This is a genomic window from Leisingera sp. UBA4491 (assembly GCF_002388965.1).
GTDB classification, from domain to species: domain Bacteria; phylum Pseudomonadota; class Alphaproteobacteria; order Rhodobacterales; family Rhodobacteraceae; genus Leisingera; species Leisingera aquaemixtae.
Window position 1 is genome coordinate 39,694 of record NZ_DGNN01000001.1, and the last position, 16,164, is coordinate 55,857.

General features: G+C 61.5%; 24 protein-coding genes. 1 reads left to right on the top strand and 23 read right to left on the bottom strand.

What is annotated here, in order from left to right; translation table 11 throughout:
• Nucleotides 1–138: 138 nt before the first annotated feature.
• From B2P87_RS00215 to B2P87_RS00290, 16 genes are all read right to left on the bottom strand, one after another.
• Nucleotides 139–354, bottom strand: coding sequence for a DUF1127 domain-containing protein (locus B2P87_RS00215; RefSeq protein ID WP_141891401.1), 216 nt, complete (start codon nucleotides 352–354; stop codon nucleotides 139–141).
• Between the two features lie 263 nt (nucleotides 355–617).
• Nucleotides 618–830, bottom strand: coding sequence for a DUF1127 domain-containing protein (locus B2P87_RS00220; RefSeq protein WP_058285595.1), 213 nt, complete (start codon nucleotides 828–830; stop codon nucleotides 618–620).
• A gap of 266 nt (nucleotides 831–1,096) precedes the next feature.
• Nucleotides 1,097–2,023 carry a hypothetical protein gene (locus tag B2P87_RS00225; RefSeq protein WP_141891402.1) on the bottom strand — a complete coding sequence of 309 codons (927 nt, stop codon included), beginning with the start codon at nucleotides 2,021–2,023 and terminating at the stop codon, nucleotides 1,097–1,099.
• A 177-nt stretch (nucleotides 2,024–2,200) separates the two neighbouring features.
• Nucleotides 2,201–2,389 carry a 50S ribosomal protein L30 gene (gene rpmD, locus B2P87_RS00230; protein WP_008554849.1) on the bottom strand — a complete coding sequence of 63 codons (189 nt, stop codon included), beginning with the start codon at nucleotides 2,387–2,389 and terminating at the stop codon, nucleotides 2,201–2,203.
• Nucleotides 2,390–2,402: 13 nt separating this feature from the next.
• The gene (gene rpsE, locus B2P87_RS00235) at nucleotides 2,403–2,972 is read right to left on the bottom strand and encodes a 30S ribosomal protein S5 (protein ID WP_027235532.1); all 570 of its coding nucleotides are present in this window, start codon (nucleotides 2,970–2,972) and stop codon (nucleotides 2,403–2,405) included.
• Nucleotides 2,973–3,091: 119 nt separating this feature from the next.
• The gene (gene rplR / locus B2P87_RS00240) at nucleotides 3,092–3,451 is read right to left on the bottom strand and encodes a 50S ribosomal protein L18 (RefSeq protein ID WP_008554704.1); all 360 of its coding nucleotides are present in this window, start codon (nucleotides 3,449–3,451) and stop codon (nucleotides 3,092–3,094) included.
• Between the two features lie 11 nt (nucleotides 3,452–3,462).
• Nucleotides 3,463–3,996 carry a 50S ribosomal protein L6 gene (gene rplF, locus B2P87_RS00245; protein ID WP_058285593.1) on the bottom strand — a complete coding sequence of 178 codons (534 nt, stop codon included), beginning with the start codon at nucleotides 3,994–3,996 and terminating at the stop codon, nucleotides 3,463–3,465.
• 12 nt (nucleotides 3,997–4,008) lie between these two features.
• Nucleotides 4,009–4,401, bottom strand: a complete 393-nt coding sequence (gene rpsH, locus B2P87_RS00250; protein WP_019297998.1) for a 30S ribosomal protein S8 — start codon at nucleotides 4,399–4,401, stop codon at nucleotides 4,009–4,011.
• Between the two features lie 13 nt (nucleotides 4,402–4,414).
• On the bottom strand, nucleotides 4,415–4,720 hold the full coding sequence (gene rpsN / locus B2P87_RS00255; protein ID WP_058285592.1) for a 30S ribosomal protein S14: 306 nt from the start codon (nucleotides 4,718–4,720) through the stop codon (nucleotides 4,415–4,417).
• A 19-nt stretch (nucleotides 4,721–4,739) separates the two neighbouring features.
• Nucleotides 4,740–5,303, bottom strand: a complete 564-nt coding sequence (gene rplE / locus B2P87_RS00260) for a 50S ribosomal protein L5 (protein ID WP_141891403.1) — start codon at nucleotides 5,301–5,303, stop codon at nucleotides 4,740–4,742.
• Entirely contained in the window at nucleotides 5,303–5,608 is a 306-nt protein-coding gene (gene rplX, locus B2P87_RS00265; RefSeq protein ID WP_058285590.1) for a 50S ribosomal protein L24, read from the bottom strand. The genes rplE and rplX overlap by 1 nt, the downstream gene beginning before the upstream one ends.
• 2 nt (nucleotides 5,609–5,610) lie before the next feature.
• The gene (gene rplN / locus B2P87_RS00270; RefSeq protein ID WP_005621870.1) at nucleotides 5,611–5,979 is read right to left on the bottom strand and encodes a 50S ribosomal protein L14; all 369 of its coding nucleotides are present in this window, start codon (nucleotides 5,977–5,979) and stop codon (nucleotides 5,611–5,613) included.
• A gap of 99 nt (nucleotides 5,980–6,078) precedes the next feature.
• Nucleotides 6,079–6,309, bottom strand: coding sequence for a 30S ribosomal protein S17 (gene rpsQ, locus B2P87_RS00275; RefSeq protein WP_005621877.1), 231 nt, complete (start codon nucleotides 6,307–6,309; stop codon nucleotides 6,079–6,081).
• A gap of 11 nt (nucleotides 6,310–6,320) precedes the next feature.
• Entirely contained in the window at nucleotides 6,321–6,521 is a 201-nt protein-coding gene (gene rpmC / locus B2P87_RS00280; protein ID WP_019297994.1) for a 50S ribosomal protein L29, read from the bottom strand.
• 284 nt (nucleotides 6,522–6,805) lie between these two features.
• Entirely contained in the window at nucleotides 6,806–7,555 is a 750-nt protein-coding gene (locus B2P87_RS00285; RefSeq protein ID WP_167510266.1) for an FkbM family methyltransferase, read from the bottom strand.
• Nucleotides 7,556–7,712: 157 nt separating this feature from the next.
• Nucleotides 7,713–8,333, bottom strand: a complete 621-nt coding sequence (locus tag B2P87_RS00290) for a TIGR02466 family protein (RefSeq protein ID WP_141891405.1) — start codon at nucleotides 8,331–8,333, stop codon at nucleotides 7,713–7,715.
• A gap of 201 nt (nucleotides 8,334–8,534) precedes the next feature.
• Here B2P87_RS00290 and B2P87_RS00295 point away from each other — a divergent pair, with 201 nt between their 5' ends.
• A complete protein-coding gene (locus tag B2P87_RS00295) occupies nucleotides 8,535–10,703 on the top strand; it encodes a methyl-accepting chemotaxis protein (protein WP_141891406.1) in 2,169 nt (722 codons plus the stop codon).
• Nucleotides 10,704–10,733: 30 nt separating this feature from the next.
• On the opposite strand, the gene B2P87_RS00300 is transcribed toward B2P87_RS00295, so the two are convergent.
• The 7 genes from B2P87_RS00300 to B2P87_RS00330 form a co-directional block, all read right to left on the bottom strand.
• A complete protein-coding gene (locus tag B2P87_RS00300) occupies nucleotides 10,734–11,552 on the bottom strand; it encodes a DUF2189 domain-containing protein (protein WP_141891407.1) in 819 nt (272 codons plus the stop codon).
• Between the two features lie 243 nt (nucleotides 11,553–11,795).
• Nucleotides 11,796–12,209, bottom strand: a complete 414-nt coding sequence (gene rplP, locus B2P87_RS00305; protein WP_019297988.1) for a 50S ribosomal protein L16 — start codon at nucleotides 12,207–12,209, stop codon at nucleotides 11,796–11,798.
• A 12-nt stretch (nucleotides 12,210–12,221) separates the two neighbouring features.
• Nucleotides 12,222–12,932, bottom strand: a complete 711-nt coding sequence (gene rpsC, locus B2P87_RS00310; protein ID WP_058285585.1) for a 30S ribosomal protein S3 — start codon at nucleotides 12,930–12,932, stop codon at nucleotides 12,222–12,224.
• On the bottom strand, nucleotides 12,932–13,312 hold the full coding sequence (rplV, locus tag B2P87_RS00315) for a 50S ribosomal protein L22 (RefSeq protein ID WP_008557868.1): 381 nt from the start codon (nucleotides 13,310–13,312) through the stop codon (nucleotides 12,932–12,934). The genes rpsC and rplV overlap by 1 nt, the downstream gene beginning before the upstream one ends.
• Before the next feature lie 3 nt (nucleotides 13,313–13,315).
• A complete protein-coding gene (gene rpsS / locus B2P87_RS00320; protein ID WP_024088539.1) occupies nucleotides 13,316–13,594 on the bottom strand; it encodes a 30S ribosomal protein S19 in 279 nt (92 codons plus the stop codon).
• A gap of 3 nt (nucleotides 13,595–13,597) precedes the next feature.
• Nucleotides 13,598–14,440, bottom strand: coding sequence for a 50S ribosomal protein L2 (rplB, locus tag B2P87_RS00325; protein WP_058285584.1), 843 nt, complete (start codon nucleotides 14,438–14,440; stop codon nucleotides 13,598–13,600).
• A 217-nt stretch (nucleotides 14,441–14,657) separates the two neighbouring features.
• The coding region (locus tag B2P87_RS00330; protein ID WP_286851320.1) for a hypothetical protein at nucleotides 14,658–16,164 on the bottom strand (1,507 nt) is incomplete at its 5' end.

A 16,164-nucleotide genomic window follows, 5' to 3' on the forward strand; every position in this document is an offset into this window, starting at 1 on the left:
CGGGACGGGCGCTGCCCGGCCTTGCGGCCGGGCGAGCCAGTTAACCTGAAAAACAAAAACGCCCCCGCCGGGATGGCAGGGGCGCTTTGAGGCCGGGCTGTTGGAGAGGGAGGAGGATCCGTCAGCCGGCCAGGGAGATCACTTGCCGTAGACGTGCTCGCGGGCGGCGCCGGGGATGGCGCAGCGGCTGAGGCCGATGTCGGCCAGGTCGCGGGCGGACAGAGCGCGCAGGGCGTGGACGGTCTGCCGGTAGTCGCGGCGCAGCTTCCAGTTCTGCAGCAGGCCGGCTGCGATGCCGCGCAGGCGGGTGGAGACGCCGGCGGAGGCAGGGGCGGAGAGTGTCGAATAAGCCATTATTCTTGTTCCTTCACATCGGTGCCGGGACGGGCTCCCGGTGCGGTGCTTGATCTGTTCCTTTGAAGTGAACGGGACATAAGGACGCATCCGGGCGGGCACAACGGCTGCTTTGGTCTGGCGGATATGCAGCCGCCGCATAGCACGCCCGCAAACGCAATCCTGCCCCCCTGGCAAAAGAAAACGCCCCCGCCCCGGATGGGGCAGAGGCGCTTTGGCCCGGGCTTGAAGAGGAGGAGGAGAAGAGCGCCCGGGCGGGAGAATTACTTGCCGTAAACGTGCTGCTGCGCGATGTCAGCGATATCGCTGCGGCGCACGCCGATGTCGGCCAGCTCGTGATCGGAGAGCGCGTCCAGTTCGTTATAGGTGCGCTGGTATTCGCTGTGCAGCGCCCAGGCTTCCAGCACGCCCTCGACGGTGCGGCGGATGCGGGCGGTCAGGCTGAGCGACGGGGCGGCGGAAATAACATGTGCCATCTTGGTGATCCTTGTCTCTTGGGCCGGGCCTATTCCCGGCGGTCCGTTGTGTGGTCTTTTCTGTGACAGCCCCGAGATAGGAGCGCCGCCCGATTCCAACAACTGACGCAGCCGGCAAGCCGCTATGCATGCGCTGCAAGGGGCTTTGAGGGCGGATAACCGCGCCCTGCCCCGGCCAGACCTGCGAAGACATATACGGGTGCCCGGACCGCGGGCCGGCCAACCACGCAGGCCAAGCGCTTCTTACGCGAGCGGCGCTGAGGGCATCACCTTTCACCCGCAGGGCGCAAAACGGTCCTGAGCAGCGACAATGCGCCCCACAGCAGGAAGACCGGCAAGACGAGCATCCGGAGCGTGAAGATGCCGATGATCGTCAGGGAGGAGCGCAGGATCGTGTCGGCTTCTTCCACAAAGACCTGCGCGGCGTCCAGATACCGGCCGCTCTGCTCAAAAACACCGCTCACGCTGTCGCCGGCCTCGCTGATCCGGCTGCTCAGCCATCCCAATACCCCTGCATCTCCTTCCTCTGCCGGAGACACCGCCTCCGCCTCATCGACCTCCGCGCCGATCAGGAAATTCGCCTCCTGCGCAACGGCATCAAGCTCAGCCATGGCAGCGGTCATCTGCGCCGCGGTGGCCTGCTCCCCGACCCACACAGCCAGCACAAACACAGAGGGGATGGCAAAGCCGACCGCAATGCCCAAGGCGATCCCCTTCGTGCAAAGCGGTGTCATTATCCGGTCGAAAACGGGACTGCGGCCGAGGGAGAACCGGCCCAACAGCGCAGCGCCGAGCACAACGAAGCCAATGGACACCACCGGCGCCAGACCCACTGCGGCAAGCGCGGCGCCGGCGGCAACGAGGAACACGGCATCGGCCACGCGCTCCACCGTGTCATCGACGGGCTCCAGCACCTTCAAGGGCTGCAGGCTCGCCTGCCCGACAACCGACGCGCCCACCTCGATCTCCTGCGCCGTGGACAGCGCGGCGTTGATCGCCCGCAACGACACATAGACCGTTACCGCTGACGCCGCGATGGTCTCTGCCGTCTGCTCCGGGACAGTGGCAAGCGGGTTCCAATCGCTGCGCCCGGACAGGCCAAAGGCGCCGGTCAGCAGAAAGAGCAGGCCTGCCACCACCCCAAGGGCGGTGCGGGTGCGTTTCCTCGGGAGCTCGCGGGAGGGGTCGGTCATTGCTGGTTCGCTGCCTTTGCCGGAACGGATCTGCAAACGCATACCATGCAAAGGCCGCATCGCAACACGCCCGCTTTGCCTCAGACCGGACAACCAGGGTCTGCCGCGGCGTACTGAAAACGAAAAACGCCCCCGGCGGACCGGAGGCGTTTTCCAAAGTCTGATACCGAAAAGGGCTTAGCCGCGCTCTTCGATGATCTGAACCAGGTGCGGGATCGATTCGACCATGCCGCGGACCGAAGGAGTGTCCTCCAGCTCGCGGGTCTTGTGCATCTTGTTCAGGCCCAGGCCAACCAGGGTTGCGCGCTGTTTGGCGGGGCGGCGGATCGGCGAGCCGATCTGCTTGACGACGATGGTTTTTGCCATGTCTCTCTACTCCTTACGCTTCAGCTTCGGCAGCTGCCGGTGCGTCGTCCCGCTTGGGCAGGATGTCGGCGACCTTTTTGCCGCGGCGCTGAGCCACCGAACGCGGGCTCTGCTCTTTCTGCAGGCCGTTCAGGGTGGCGCGGATCATGTTGTAGGGGTTCTGCGAACCGATCGACTTGGAGACCACGTCCTTGATGCCCAGCATCTCGAACACGGCACGCATCGGACCACCTGCGATGATACCGGTACCTTCCGGCGCGGTGCGCATCACAACTTTGCCTGCGCCGTGACGGCCGGCCATGTCGTGGTGCAGGGTGCGGCCCTCTTTCAGCGGCACGCGGATCATCTGGCGCTTGGCCTGCTCGGTCGCCTTGCGGATCGCCTCGGGCACTTCTTTCGCCTTGCCCTTGCCAAAGCCGACGCGGCCTTTCTGGTCGCCAACGACAACCAGGGCTGCGAAGCCAAAGCGCTTACCGCCTTTAACGGTTTTCGACACGCGGTTGATCGCGACCAGACGATCTGCGAATTCCGGTGTTTCTTCACGGTCGCGGCGCGGGCCGCGGCGGTTTTCACGTTCTGCCATCAGGCATTCCTTTCAGTGCGGCGCTCAGGCGCCTGTTTGTCCGATCCTTGGTGAGAACCGGCCCGCAGGCCGGTCTCCCGGATCATCGGGGCAGCCCCGAGAGGCTGCCCGCATGGGATTTAGATCTTCAGGCCGCCTTCACGCGCAGCGTCGGCCAGAGCCTTCACCTTGCCGTGGAACAGGAAGCCGCCGCGGTCGAAGTAGGCTTCGCTCACGCCAGCCGCTTTTGCGCGCTCGGCGATCGCTGCGCCAACTTTGGCCGCTGCTTCGACGTTGTTCTTGCCGACAACGCCCAGATCTTTTTCCAGGGTCGACGCGGCTGCCAGGGTCACGCCGCGCAGGTCGTCGATCAGCTGAACAGAGATGTTCTTGTTCGAACGGTGCACGGACAGACGCGGACGGCCTGCGTTCACTTTGCGAAGCTTGTTCCGGACGCGCAGCCGGCGCTTCAGAAACAGGGTACGTTTGCTGTTTGCCATTTTGCTGGTCCTTACTTCTTCTTGCCTTCCTTGCGGAAGATGAACTCGCCCTTGTAGCGGATGCCCTTGCCTTTGTACGGCTCGGGACGGCGCCAGTCGCGGATTTTCGCCGCCACTTCGCCCACCTGCTGCTGGTCGATACCTTCCACAACGATTTCGGTCTGCTTCGGCGCGGTGATGGTGACACCTTCCGGAGCAACGAAGTCGACGTCGTGGCTGTAGCCCAGGTTCAGCTTCAGGGTGTTGCCCTGCATCTGAGCCCGGTAACCCACGCCCTGGATTTCCAGTTCTTTCTTGAAGCCCTGGGTCACGCCGGTCACGAGGTTTGCCACCTGAGTGCGGGACATGCCCCACTGCTGACGGGCACGCTTGGACTTGCCGCGCGGCTCGATGGTGACAACGTTGTCGTTCACGGTCAGGGTGACGTCGTCGGTTGCGGTGAAGGTCCGGGCGCCTTTCGGGCCTTTCACTTCGATGGTCTGGCCGGACACAGAGGCAGAGACGCCGCTGGGCAGTTCGACCGGTTTCTTACCAATACGGGACATTGCGAGGCCTCCTTAGAAGACGGTGCAAAGCACTTCGCCGCCAACGTTGGCTGCGCGTGCGTTTGCGTCCGACATCACACCCTTGGGGGTGGAGACAATCGACACGCCCAGGCCCTGACGGACCGACGGGATGTCATTGACGCCCATGTAAACGCGGCGGCCGGGCTTGGAGACCCGCTTGAGCTCGCGAATGACAGGTTCGCCGTCGAAGTATTTCAGGCTGATTTCGATGGCCGGGTGGCCATTTTCACCAGTCATCTTCTCATAACCGCGGATGTAGCCCTCGTCCGCCAGCACGTCCAGCACCCATGCCCGCAGCTTGGAAGCCGGGGTCATGACGGTGGATTTGCCGCGCATCTGAGAGTTACGGATACGGGTGAGCATATCGCCGATAGGATCGTTCATACTACTCTCTCCCTTACCAGCTCGATTTCACCAGGCCGGGGATCTGGCCAGCAGACCCCAGCTCGCGCAGCGCGATACGGCTGATCTTCAGCTTACGGTAGTAAGCGTGCGGACGGCCGGTCAGCTGGCAGCGGTTGTGCAAACGGCTCGGAGCCGAGTTGCGCGGCAGTTTCGCCAGCTTCAGACGCGCCTTGAAGCGGTCTTCCATCGGGCGGGATTCGTCGTTTGCGATTTCTTTCAGCTCGGCACGCTTTGCGGCGTATTTTGCCACCAGGCGCTCGCGCTTCTTCTCGCGTTCGATCATGCTTTTCTTAGCCATGGTCTCTTCCTTCCCGCGCTTAGCTGTTGAAGGGCATGTTGAAAGCTTTCAACAGCGCCTTTGCTTCCGCGTCGGTTTTCGCGGTGGTGGCGATCACGATGTCCATGCCCCAGGGCTCGTCGATTTTGTCGAAATCGATCTCCGGGAACACGATGTGCTCTTTCAGGCCCATGGCATAGTTGCCGCGGCCGTCAAACGAGTTGCCCGAAACGCCGCGGAAGTCGCGGATACGGGGCATCGCGATGGTGATCAGACGATCCAGGAATTCGTACATCCGGTCGCCGCGCAGAGTCACCTTTGCGCCCATCGGCATGCCTTCGCGAACGCGGAAGCCGGCGATGGAGTTCTTTGCCACGGTGGTCAGAGCTTTCTGGCCCGCGATGAGGGTCAGGTCGGCCTGAGCGGATTTGGCTTTCTTGCTGTCTTTGACAGCAGCGCGGCCGCAGCCGATGTTCAGAACGATTTTCTCCAGCTTGGGGAGCATCATGTCGTTCTTGTAGCCGAATTCCTCTTTCAGAGCGCCACGGATGGTCTCTTTGTAGAGGGATTTCAGACGCGGGGTGTAGGTTGCAGCGTCAAGCATCAGACAGTCTCCCCGGTGGTCTTGGCGAAGCGCACCTTCTTGCCGTCTTCCTCGCGGAAGCCGACGCGGGTGGCTTTACCGTTGCTGTCCAGCAGTGCCAGGTTCGACAGGTCGATCGGCAGTGCCTTGGACAGACGGCCGCCCTGGCTGTTCTGGGTCTGGCGGGTGTGGCGGATCGCCATGTTCACGCCTTCGACAACGGCTTTGCCGGCTTTCGGGTCAACGGAGGCGATGGTGCCTTCCTTGCCCTTGTCCTTGCCGGCCAGCACGACGACCTTGTCGCCTTTACGGAGTTTCGCAGCCATGATTACAGCACCTCCGGAGCCAGCGAGATGATCTTCATGAAGTTCTTCGCGCGCAGTTCACGAACAACCGGGCCAAAGATACGGGTACCGACCGGCTCGTTGTTGTTGTTCAGGATAACGGCTGCGTTCCGGTCAAAACGGATCGCGGTGCCGTCTTCGCGGCGGACTTCTTTGGCGGTGCGCACGACAACGGCCTTACGGACGTCGCCTTTTTTCACGCGGCCGCGCGGGATGGCTTCCTTGACCGAGACGACGATAATGTCGCCAACGGATGCGTATTTACGCTTGGAGCCACCCAGAACCTTGATGCACTGAACTCGGCGTGCGCCGGAGTTGTCAGCAACATCCAGATTTGTTTGCATCTGGATCATGTGGTTTCTCCCGACCTATGGGGCAGCGATGCGTGCTGGTATCCCCCAGGGTTTCGACTGACTGTTAAGTCTAGCCGCCAGGAGTCTCGGATGAGACTCTTAGGCTTCCAGAACTTCCCAGCGTTTCGTTTTCGATTTCGGCGCGCATTCGATGATGCGTACGGAGTCGCCGACCTTGAAAGCGTTCTTTTCATCGTGAGCCCGGTATTTCTTGGACTTACGGATGGTTTTCTTCAGAACCGGGTGCGTGAAGCGGCGTTCAACCGAGACGGTGACGGTCTGGGCGTTTGCGTCGCTGGTCACAACGCCTTGCAGGATACGTTTGGGCATTGTGTCGCTCCTTATTCGGCTGCTGCTGCAGCTTTTTCGTTCAGGATGGTCTTGACGCGGGCAGCGTTGCGGCGAGCCGCTTTGATGCCGGAGGTCGATTCCAACTGACCGGTTGCCTGCTGAAAGCGCAGGTTGAAGCTCTCTTTTTTCAGGGAAGCGAGCATATCGCGGAGTTCATCCACGGTCTTCTCGCGCAGATCATTGGCGTTCATCGCCTTTGTTCCTTGTCCAAAGCACCAGAAGGCCCCTGACGGGTCACCTTGCAACCTGGTGGGTTATGTCAAACCGCGCTGGAAGGCGCGGAAAAAAGAATCACCCGACCCGGATCCGAAGCGGATTGGGGACAGGCGATGGGTCCCTATAATGGAGACAGGGTGCGGGGGCAAGGGAAAGATTGGCCGCCGCGCCGGGCAGCCGCCGCTCGCCGCGCCCCCCTGCCCCGCCGGGCGCAGGCCGCGTGCCAGCCGCCGGTTCTGGCGGCTGCGGCCATGGCTGGTCAGCCAGCCTTGACCGGGCTGTCCTTCGGCACGAACCAGTCGTCATAGCCGGACGCCCCGGCGGCCACGTTCCTGTAGCCGTTCTGTTCCAGCAGCGCCCGGATCGCCGCCCTTTGCTCGGTGTAATTATGCTCCACCGTGATGGCGTTGAACCGGTACTTGCTGAAATCGAACGCCTGCAGAATGTCCAGCTCGCTGCCCTCGGTATCAACCGACAGGAAATCAATCTCCCTCGGGGCGCCGTGCCGGTCGAGCATATCCAGCAGCGAAACGGTTTTCACCGGATAACTGATCGCCTTGCGCCGGCTTCTGGAGTGGAGATCCGCTTCGCTGAAGTCCGAGATCGTCGACAGCTCCGCAGCGCCGGTTTCCTTGAACTCCAGCTCGGCCCCGGTTTCCTTCCAGACGCAGTCGTACTCCACCTCGCAGGACCGGTTCCGGCGCAGATCCTCGTGCCAGCACTTCGCGGGCTCAGCCACGATTCCGGTCCAGCCGAACTCCTTTTCCAGCACATATGTATTGCTGATGGATTTGCCGTTGGTGGCGCCGAACTCGACGAAATACCCGCCCCGCTTGAAGCCATTGGCGACCAGGGCAAAAACATCCTGGCTGGCCTGGGACTGCCAGCCGGCACTGGTGCCGTTGAGATTGGCCAGCAGAAAATCCCGGAACGCATCGCCCTCAGCGGCCTTGCGGCGGCTTTCCTGCAGCTCATTCTGCAGAGCCTTATACTTTGACGCACTGCTCACATGGAGGCCGATTGCATGAAGCGCGCTTCGGATCTTGGGATGCATTTGGGGTTCCAGTCGGTTTGTGTCAGACAAGCGCCCTGGGCGGGCACGGCGCGTTCAGGTCAAGCAGCCCGTGCCGCACCGGCGCCCCAGGGCAGCGGAGCGGCACACTGGCTCACTCCCACTTGTAATTGAAGCTCACAGAAATCCGCTCTTCCTCTGCCATGTTCAAAGGCACCTCGTGGCGGATGAAGCTTTCCCAAAGCAGCACGTCGCCAACGGCGGGTGCCTGATAGACAAAGGTCTTCAGCTCCTGGCGGCAATCCTTCAGGCGCGGCGGGTGCGCCATCATCATCGCGTGGCGCGGATCCTCCAGCTTGAGCGCGGAGGCGCCGTCCGGCATCGACACGTAGGTGGTTCCGGAAATCACCGAATGCGGATGAATGTGGCTGGCATGGGTGCCGCCTTCCGGCAGGATGTTGATCCACAGATCCTCCAGCTTCAGATCGCGCCCGTCCAGGTCCAGCTCCAGGTCCTTGGCAAAGGCCGCCACATGCTGGTCCAGCGACTTCACCAGATCGGCGAAGATGGGGAACCGCCAGGGCAGATCCGTCAGCGAGGCATAGGAGGTATAGCCGGGGTAGCCGTTCTCCTCGCACCAGTCCTGCCCGGCATCGTCGTCGCCGGCGATGACAAGACAGGAGTTTTCCAGTTCCTGCGCGTCAACCGACGGTCCGAATTCGGACAGCTGCGCGCGGTAAAGGCGGGTCACAAAGAGCGATTCAATCTGGGCCATGGCTGCGTCTTACCGCAACCCGCAGCCAAGCGCGAGGGCCTGGCGCGGGACCGCCGCCGGTTTCAACCCGGCCCGCAGACCCGTCAGCATGTTGAAATAGTGCAAGTTACGCCAGGTAAACTCACGCTGATTTAACGAATGAAGTCCACTCTCGACCAAAAACGCCTCTGCAAGAGGTCTCAGTGAAATGGTCCAGGTCCTATGAAATCAAAACTTACCGTCAGCACGGCGATCCTCTCCATCATCGTTCTCGCAGGCGGCCTGATGGCCGCACTGGTCAGCCTGCTGCTCTATTCGCATGCCGTGCGCGATGACGTGCAGCGGCGCGTCGCCGGGATTGAGGAGATCTATCTGAACCTCGACAAGATCGAGCTTGAGTTCCTGAAGGCCCGGCGCGCCGAAAAGGATTTTCTGCTGCGCCGCGATGAAAAATACCTGTCCCGCCATGCCGAGACGATGACCCGGATGAAAGCGACCTATACGGCTCTCGGGCGCCAGATGCCTTCGGTGGCCGAACTTTCCGGCACCGCCCTGCAGCTCAAGGGCATCGGCGCCGCGATTGACGCCTATGAGGCCAGCTTTATCGCGCTCGCCAGCAGTAACACGCGGCTGGGTCTGGATGAAAACAGCGGCCTGGAAGGGCAGCTGCGCACGGCGGTCAAGAATGCCGAAGCCACTCTGCAAAAGCTGGATCAGCCGGTCATGCAGGTGAAAATGCTGATGATGCGGCGGCACGAGAAGGACTTCATCATGCGTCAGGCGCCGAAATACCTGGACCGGCTGAACGCCCGCGTGGAAGAGTTCCGCGCCTTCCCGGCCAGCTATTACACCAGCGCCGCCCAGAAGAAAGAGATCCTGGGCCTGATCGGCGCCTACCAGGCGTCCTTTGCCGCCTATGTGGAGGAATCGCTGAACGAACAGCAGCTGCGCAAGCAGGTGTCCGGCCATTATGCGGATGCCGAGCCGCTGCTGGCCGCCGTCCACGAGGACGTGCGCACCCTGCTGGATCAGGTGTGGACCCGCGGCGAGACGGTCAGCGCCGAGGCGCAGACAAACGCGCTGCGGGCGGGCACCGGCGGCTCGCTCCTGTTTGTGGCGGTGGCCCTGCTCCTGGCCCGCAGCATCGCCCGGCCGCTGAAGCAGACAGATACCGTGCTGAAGAAGATGATGCAGAACGACTTCACCCCGGAGATCCCTAAATCCGGCATCCGCGAGATTGCCGCGATTGCCCAGGCCGCCGGCGCCTTCCGCAAGGCCGAGGCCGCCAAGCAGCAGCTGACCCGGGAGATCACAGAAGTGATCGCCGCCTGCGGCGAGGGCGATTTCTCGCGCCGGATCGCAGACACCGGCGACGGCGGCCAGGACGGCAGTCTGGGCCGCGGCGTGAACGCCATCGGGGACGTGGCCGGCAAGGGCCTGGGCGATGTTCTGAAGGTGCTGGACGCGCTTGCCGAGGGCGACCTGACCCAGCGGATGCCGGCAGGCCAGAAGGGCGTGTTCAAGAATATCGCCGGGGCCATCGACAACCTGGCGGGCAGCCTTGAGGATGTGGTCGGGCAGCTGGCCGGCAGCGGCAGGATGCTGAACGACACCTCGCAGGAGATCGCCGCGGCGGTGGCCGATGCCTCGCAACGCGGCGAATCCTCTGCCGCGGCGCTGGAACAGACCGCGGCGGCGCTGCAAACCATCCGCGACACCGTCCACGATACCGCCGCCAGCGCGCAGGACGCCCGTCAGTTCGTCAACGACGCCAAGACCAAGGCAGAAGCCACCCGGGAGGTTGCCGAAAAAACCGTCGCCGCCATGCAGCGCATCAAGGAGTCCTCCGACGCGATCTCCAAAATCACCGGCCTGATTGACGATGTGGCGTTCCAGACCAACCTGCTGGCGCTGAACGCCGGGGTGGAGGCCGCGCGCGCGGGCGAAGCCGGGCGCGGGTTCGCTGTCGTCGCCTCAGAGGTGCGGGCACTGGCGCAGCGGTCGTCGCTCGCGGCGCAGGAAATCAGCGCCTTGATCAGCAGCAGCCAGGGCGAGGTGACCGGCGGTGTCGAATTGGTGGATGAGGCGGGCGCGGCGCTGGCCGTGATCCTGCAGACCGTCACCCAGGCCGCGGATAAAGTGAACGAGATCGCGGAAAACACCAGCGAACAGGCCAACGGCATTTCCGAAGTCAGCGCGGCGATCGAGGCGCTGGACAAGGATTCCCAGCGCAGCGCCGCCATGCTGGAGGAAACCGCGGCGGCCGGGCAGATGCTGCGCGACGAGGCAGGCAACCTGGCGCGGGCGATTGCCGGCTTCCGGCTGGACCCCGCGGCCCCTGCCGGTGCGGAGCCGGCACCGGAACGCGCACCCGCTGCACAGGCAGCATAGAACGCCCGCGCAAGGGGGTGGCTGGACAGGTCACCCCTCCACTGGCGGCACGGCCCGCCGGTAGAGGTGCCATGTGGCATGGCCAAGGACCGGCAGGGTGAAGATCAGGCCCAGAAACGCCGGAACCAGCGACAGCAGCATGGCGGCGGAGATGACCGCCGCCCAGCTGAGCATGACCACCGGGTTTTCCGTGACGACGCGGATGGATGTGATCATGGCGGACACGAAATCGGTTTCCCGGTCCAGCAGCATGGGCATCGCGATGACGGTCACCGAGAACAGAACTGCCGACAGAAAGGCGCCCACGCAGGTGCCGACCGCAAGGAAGGTCCAGCCCTGCGGCGTGAAGAATACCGTGTTCCAAAACCCGTAAAAATCCGAGAAGGAGGCATCCTTGAGGATAATCGCCAGCCAAAGCCGGACCTGGTAAATCCACACCCAGAAAATGAACAGGGTGACAAAGGCCATCCAGCCCATTTCGCGTTTGCGCTGATTGGCCGCCACGGTGAGGATGGCGGACCAGCCGAAACTCTCTCCCCTCTGCCGGCGGCGGGACATTTCATACAGCCCCGCGGCGGCGAAGGGCGCGACCAGCGGAAAGCCGACAGCGGCGGGAATGATCATCCAGATCGCGCCGAGCCAGACCAGGCACCAGACAAACAGAATCCCGAAAACCGCATAGAACAGGCCGAAAAAGCCGCTCATGAAAGGGTGCGCGCGGAAGTCGGCCAAACCGGCCTTCAGCGCCGCGGCGATATCGCCCGCAGTCACCTTGTTGACCTTGGGCACGGCCTGCGGCGGCGGTCTGAGATTGTCCGGGGGCGTGGACCCTGCGGTCTTGGACGTCATGACACACTCCTCCCAAAGCATGGCACCGCGCTGGCCTGTTTGGCGAAAGACCCAGCGGTGAAACGGACATCCCTCCTCCGCCTGCAAGTGTGCATCAGGCGCGGCTTTACGGCAAGGGGCAGCAAAGCGGCCAAAGCCGCGCAGAAGGCCTGTCTGCCCCCGTCGCCTCATGCAGCTGTCCGAAACGAAAAAGCCCCCGCCGGTGTCCCGGCAGGGGCTTCAATCTCTTGGCAGTCGCGAAACTTACCAGTCTTCGCGGACCACGACGCGGGTCTTGACCGGCAGTTTCATCGCCGCCAGGCGCAGGGCCTCGCGGGCGATTTCATCGCTGACGCCGTCGATCTCGAACATCACGCGGCCAGGCTTAACCTTGGCTGCCCAGTAGTCCACGGAGCCTTTACCTTTACCCATACGGACTTCGGTCGGCTTCGAGGTCACCGGAGTGTCCGGGAAGATACGGATCCAGACACGGCCCTGACGTTTCATGTGGCGGGTCATGGCGCGGCGGGCAGCCTCGATCTGGCGTGCAGTCACACGCTCAGGCTGGGTTGCCTTCAGGCCATAGGTGCCGAAGTTCAGGTCGGAACCGCCTTTTGCCAGACCGTGGATACGGCCCTTATGCATTTTGCGGAATTTAGTGCGCTTTGGCTGAAGCATCTCAAATCCTCCTTAGCGACGGCCGCCACCGGCACCACGGGGTGCAGGGCCGTCCTGGATTTCTTGTGCTTTACGGTCACGCGCCGAAGGATCGTGCTCCATGATCTCGCCTTTGAAGATCCAGACCTTGATCCCGATGATCCCGTAGGGGGTCATCGCTTCGGAGTGTGCGTAATCGATGTCGGCACGCAGGGTGTGCAGCGGCACGCGGCCCTCACGGTACCATTCGGTACGCGCGATTTCCGCTCCGCCCAGACGGCCAGCGACGTTCACCCGGATACCCAGGGCGCCCATGCGCATGGCGTTCTGAACCGCACGCTTCATGGCGCGGCGGAAGGACACACGGCGCTCCAGCTGCTGGGCGATGGACTCGCCGACCAGCTGAGCGTCCAGTTCCGGCTTGCGCACTTCAACGATGTTGAGGTGCAGCTCGGAGTCGGTCATCTTCGCCAGCTTCTTGCGCAGGACTTCGATGTCCGCGCCTTTCTTGCCGATGATGACGCCCGGACGGGCGGTGTGGATGGTGACGCGGCATTTCTTGTGCGGGCGCTCGATGATCACGCGCGCAACACCTGCCTGCTTGCACTCTTCCTTGATGAACTCGCGGATTTTGATGTCCTCGAGCAGCAGATCACCGTAGTCTTTGGTGTCGGCGTACCAGCGGCTGTCCCAGGTGCGGTTCACCTGCAGGCGCATGCCGATCGGATTGACTTTCTGACCCATTAGGCTTGCTCCTCAACTTGACGCACCTTGATGGTGATCTCCGCGAACGGCTTCAGGATTTTGCCGAACCGGCCACGAGCCCGCGGACGGCCGCGCTTCATGGTCAGGTTCTTGCCAACCCATGCCTCGGCGACGATCAGTTCATCGACGTCCAGGTTGTGGTTGTTTTCAGCATTCGCGATGGCGGACTGAAGGCATTTCTTCACGTCCTGCGCGATCCGCTTGTTGGAGAACGTCAGGTCGGTCAGCGCCTTCTCGACTTTCTTGCCGCGGATCATCTGCGCCACCAGGTTCAGTTTCTGCGGCGAGGTACGGAGCATGCGCAGTTTTGCCATTGCTTCGTTGTCTGCCACGCGGCGGGGATTCTTTTCCTTACCCATGACTTACTTCCGCTTCGCTTTTTTGTCAGCGGCATGGCCATAATAGGTGCGGGTCGGCGAGTACTCACCGAACTTCTGACCGATCATGTCTTCCGAGACGTTGACAGGGATGTGCTTCTTGCCGTTGTAGACACCAAAGGTCAGGCCGACGAACTGCGGCAGGATGGTGGAACGGCGCGACCAGATCTTGATCACTTCATTGCGGCCCGATTCACGCGCTGCTTCGGCCTTTTTCAGGACGTAAGCATCAACGAAGGGGCCTTTCCATACGGAACGTGCCATGGATTAGCGGCCTTTCTTCTTGGCGTGGCGCGAGCGGATGATAAGCTTCTGCGACGCCTTGTTTTTGTTGCGGGTCCGTTTGCCCTTGGTCGGTTTGCCCCAGGGGGTCACCGGGTGGCGCCCGCCGGAGGTCCGGCCTTCACCACCGCCGTGGGGGTGGTCGATCGGGTTCATCACGACACCACGCACGGAGGGACGCTTGCCCTTGTGGCGCATACGGCCGGCTTTACCGAAGTTCTGGTTCGAGTTGTCCGGGTTCGACACGGCACCGACGGTGGCCATGCATTCCTGACGCACCAGGCGCAGTTCGCCCGAGGACAGGCGGATCTGGGCGTAACCGCCGTCACGGCCAACGAACTGAGCGTAAGTACCGGCTGCACGGGCGATCTGGCCGCCTTTGCCGGGCTTCATTTCGATGTTGTGAACGATGGTACCGATCGGCATGCCCGAGAACGGCATTGCGTTGCCCGGCTTGATGTCGGCTTTTGCAGACGCGACGACCTTGTCGCCGACAGCCAGACGCTGCGGCGCCAGGATGTAGGCTTGCTCGCCGTCTTCGTATTTGATCAGCGCGATGAATGCGGTCCGGTTCGGGTCGTATTCGATCCGCTCAACGGTGGCCGCTACATCAAATTTGTTCCGTTTGAAGTCAACGATCCGGTAGAGGCGCTTTGCGCCGCCGCCACGGCGGCGTGCAGTGATCCGTCCGGTGTTGTTCCGGCCGCCCGATTTGGTCAGGCCCTCAGTGAGGGATTTGACCGGACGCCCTTTCCAAAGCTCCGAACGGTCGATCAGAACCAGCCCACGCTGGCCCGGCGTCGTCGGCTTATACGACTTGAGTGCCATGCTTTCTGTCTTCCGTTTAGCGTGCAGGCCCTTAGGTTCTTGTCTTTGGACCCGCTATGTTTAAGGCCCCCGTAGGTGCCTGAGTTATAGGGCCCCGAAGGTCCCAGGTTCGAACATCCTGACAAACGTAACGACCCCGGAACGAATCCGGGGTCTGCAGGATGGGCGGTGCTTAGCAGAGAGTCGGGAGGGTGGCAATGGCACAACGTGCGTCTTTCTATTTTGCCCGCCTAGTAAAACTAATAAGTCCCTTCTTATCCCATAAGTAGATGGACGCTCGGGAAATGCCAATCATCTTCGCGACATCTTCAGGTCTTTGCCCTGCATCAAGTGCTGCTTGTGCACGTTCAATGTTCTGCGAAGTAGCTAAACTCGGCGCTCCGCGGCGCGCGGTTTTTGAAGTAGCAGACACCCGAAGAGAAGCTGTACGGCCAACAGCGTCGGGTTCAACCAAGTGCGGCTCTAGCCAAATTGCCCAACGTCGCATAGCGCCGCCGACACGCAACTTCGAAGCCTCGCTATTATAGTTTCTATTGAACTCTTTTCGCAACTCTTCTCCGATTTGAATACTAGTGATATTGGGCTTTTCTAAGAGAAGTTCCCGAGTTTTTTGCAGCATTGGCGCTCTCATTGCTGCATGCCGAAGAGCCACTTCCGCATCGGTTCCATCTTTCACGCATGAGTGTATTAACCCGTCCTTAATCTCGATTAGCTCAAGCGCTGCTAGATCCGCGCGACTTCTATTCTTATTGGCTTCTTCCCATTCCGAGGGTGATATCGGCCCCTCAAACGAGAGCACAAAGTTCAATGCCTCTAAGGCGGTAAAGGGGGCACTACCTGCGTTGAACAGCGGGCCAAGCTTCCGTTTTGGTTTAGAGCCACCAGAAATTAGAGCGCTCTCAACATCTCCGCGAGGGACGCCCAACCCCCGAAGCAGTTCGACACGATTGTCAGTGCTGCCATCGAGAAAAGCATTTACTAGCGAAGAGTCTACACCGATTGCTCTCGTCGCTGGGTGACCGGGGATTACCATCGGTCTTTCTTCAGCGTCTGAAAACGCCGCTGTCTTGCGTAGAATCTGAATGTGCATGGCTAAAGTAGCGTCCTTATCCTGCCCTGATTGAAGGCCCTTTGACGCGAGCGTTCGAAGCAACAAGTCAAACAGCGCCCTGTCTCGATTTTTCTTACTCCTCAACCAACGCTTCAGCCTGTTTCCAATACCGCCGCCGGTGCTGTCATCTAGTATCTGTCCGAATTCAATCCAGTTTGCTCTCGTCGAAAGTATTGCAACGATTGCCGAAAAGTCCTTGGACGTATCTGGTTTGACGAACCACCTCTTCACATTTGATACGGCCTCGCCATCTAGTTTTGCACCGTATCCATTCACTTGAATTGTTGTAAGGCCGACAGGTTTCCATAGCCTCGTAATTGCTCTTGTCTCGGTCGACTGCTTTTCCCTTTGCACGTTGCCCCCAATCTTCACCGTTGCAGATGCGCTGGGAATTTCCCGTAAAGAACGAGCGTTAGCCTCCATGCCACCCCCGCGAACATTTTGCTCTGAGAGTTTTGTCACGTCTTCCCGTCGATACTCCTCGGTAGGATACTCGTACAACTCGGCGGGTTGGCAGTTCTTAAAGTGGAGGTCGATAGAGGCCCGCTTCAAGGCAAAGAACACAGAAAGAGAAAAGTCCTCCCCCTCGAGGGTGACCTGCCCCCCGCGAAAT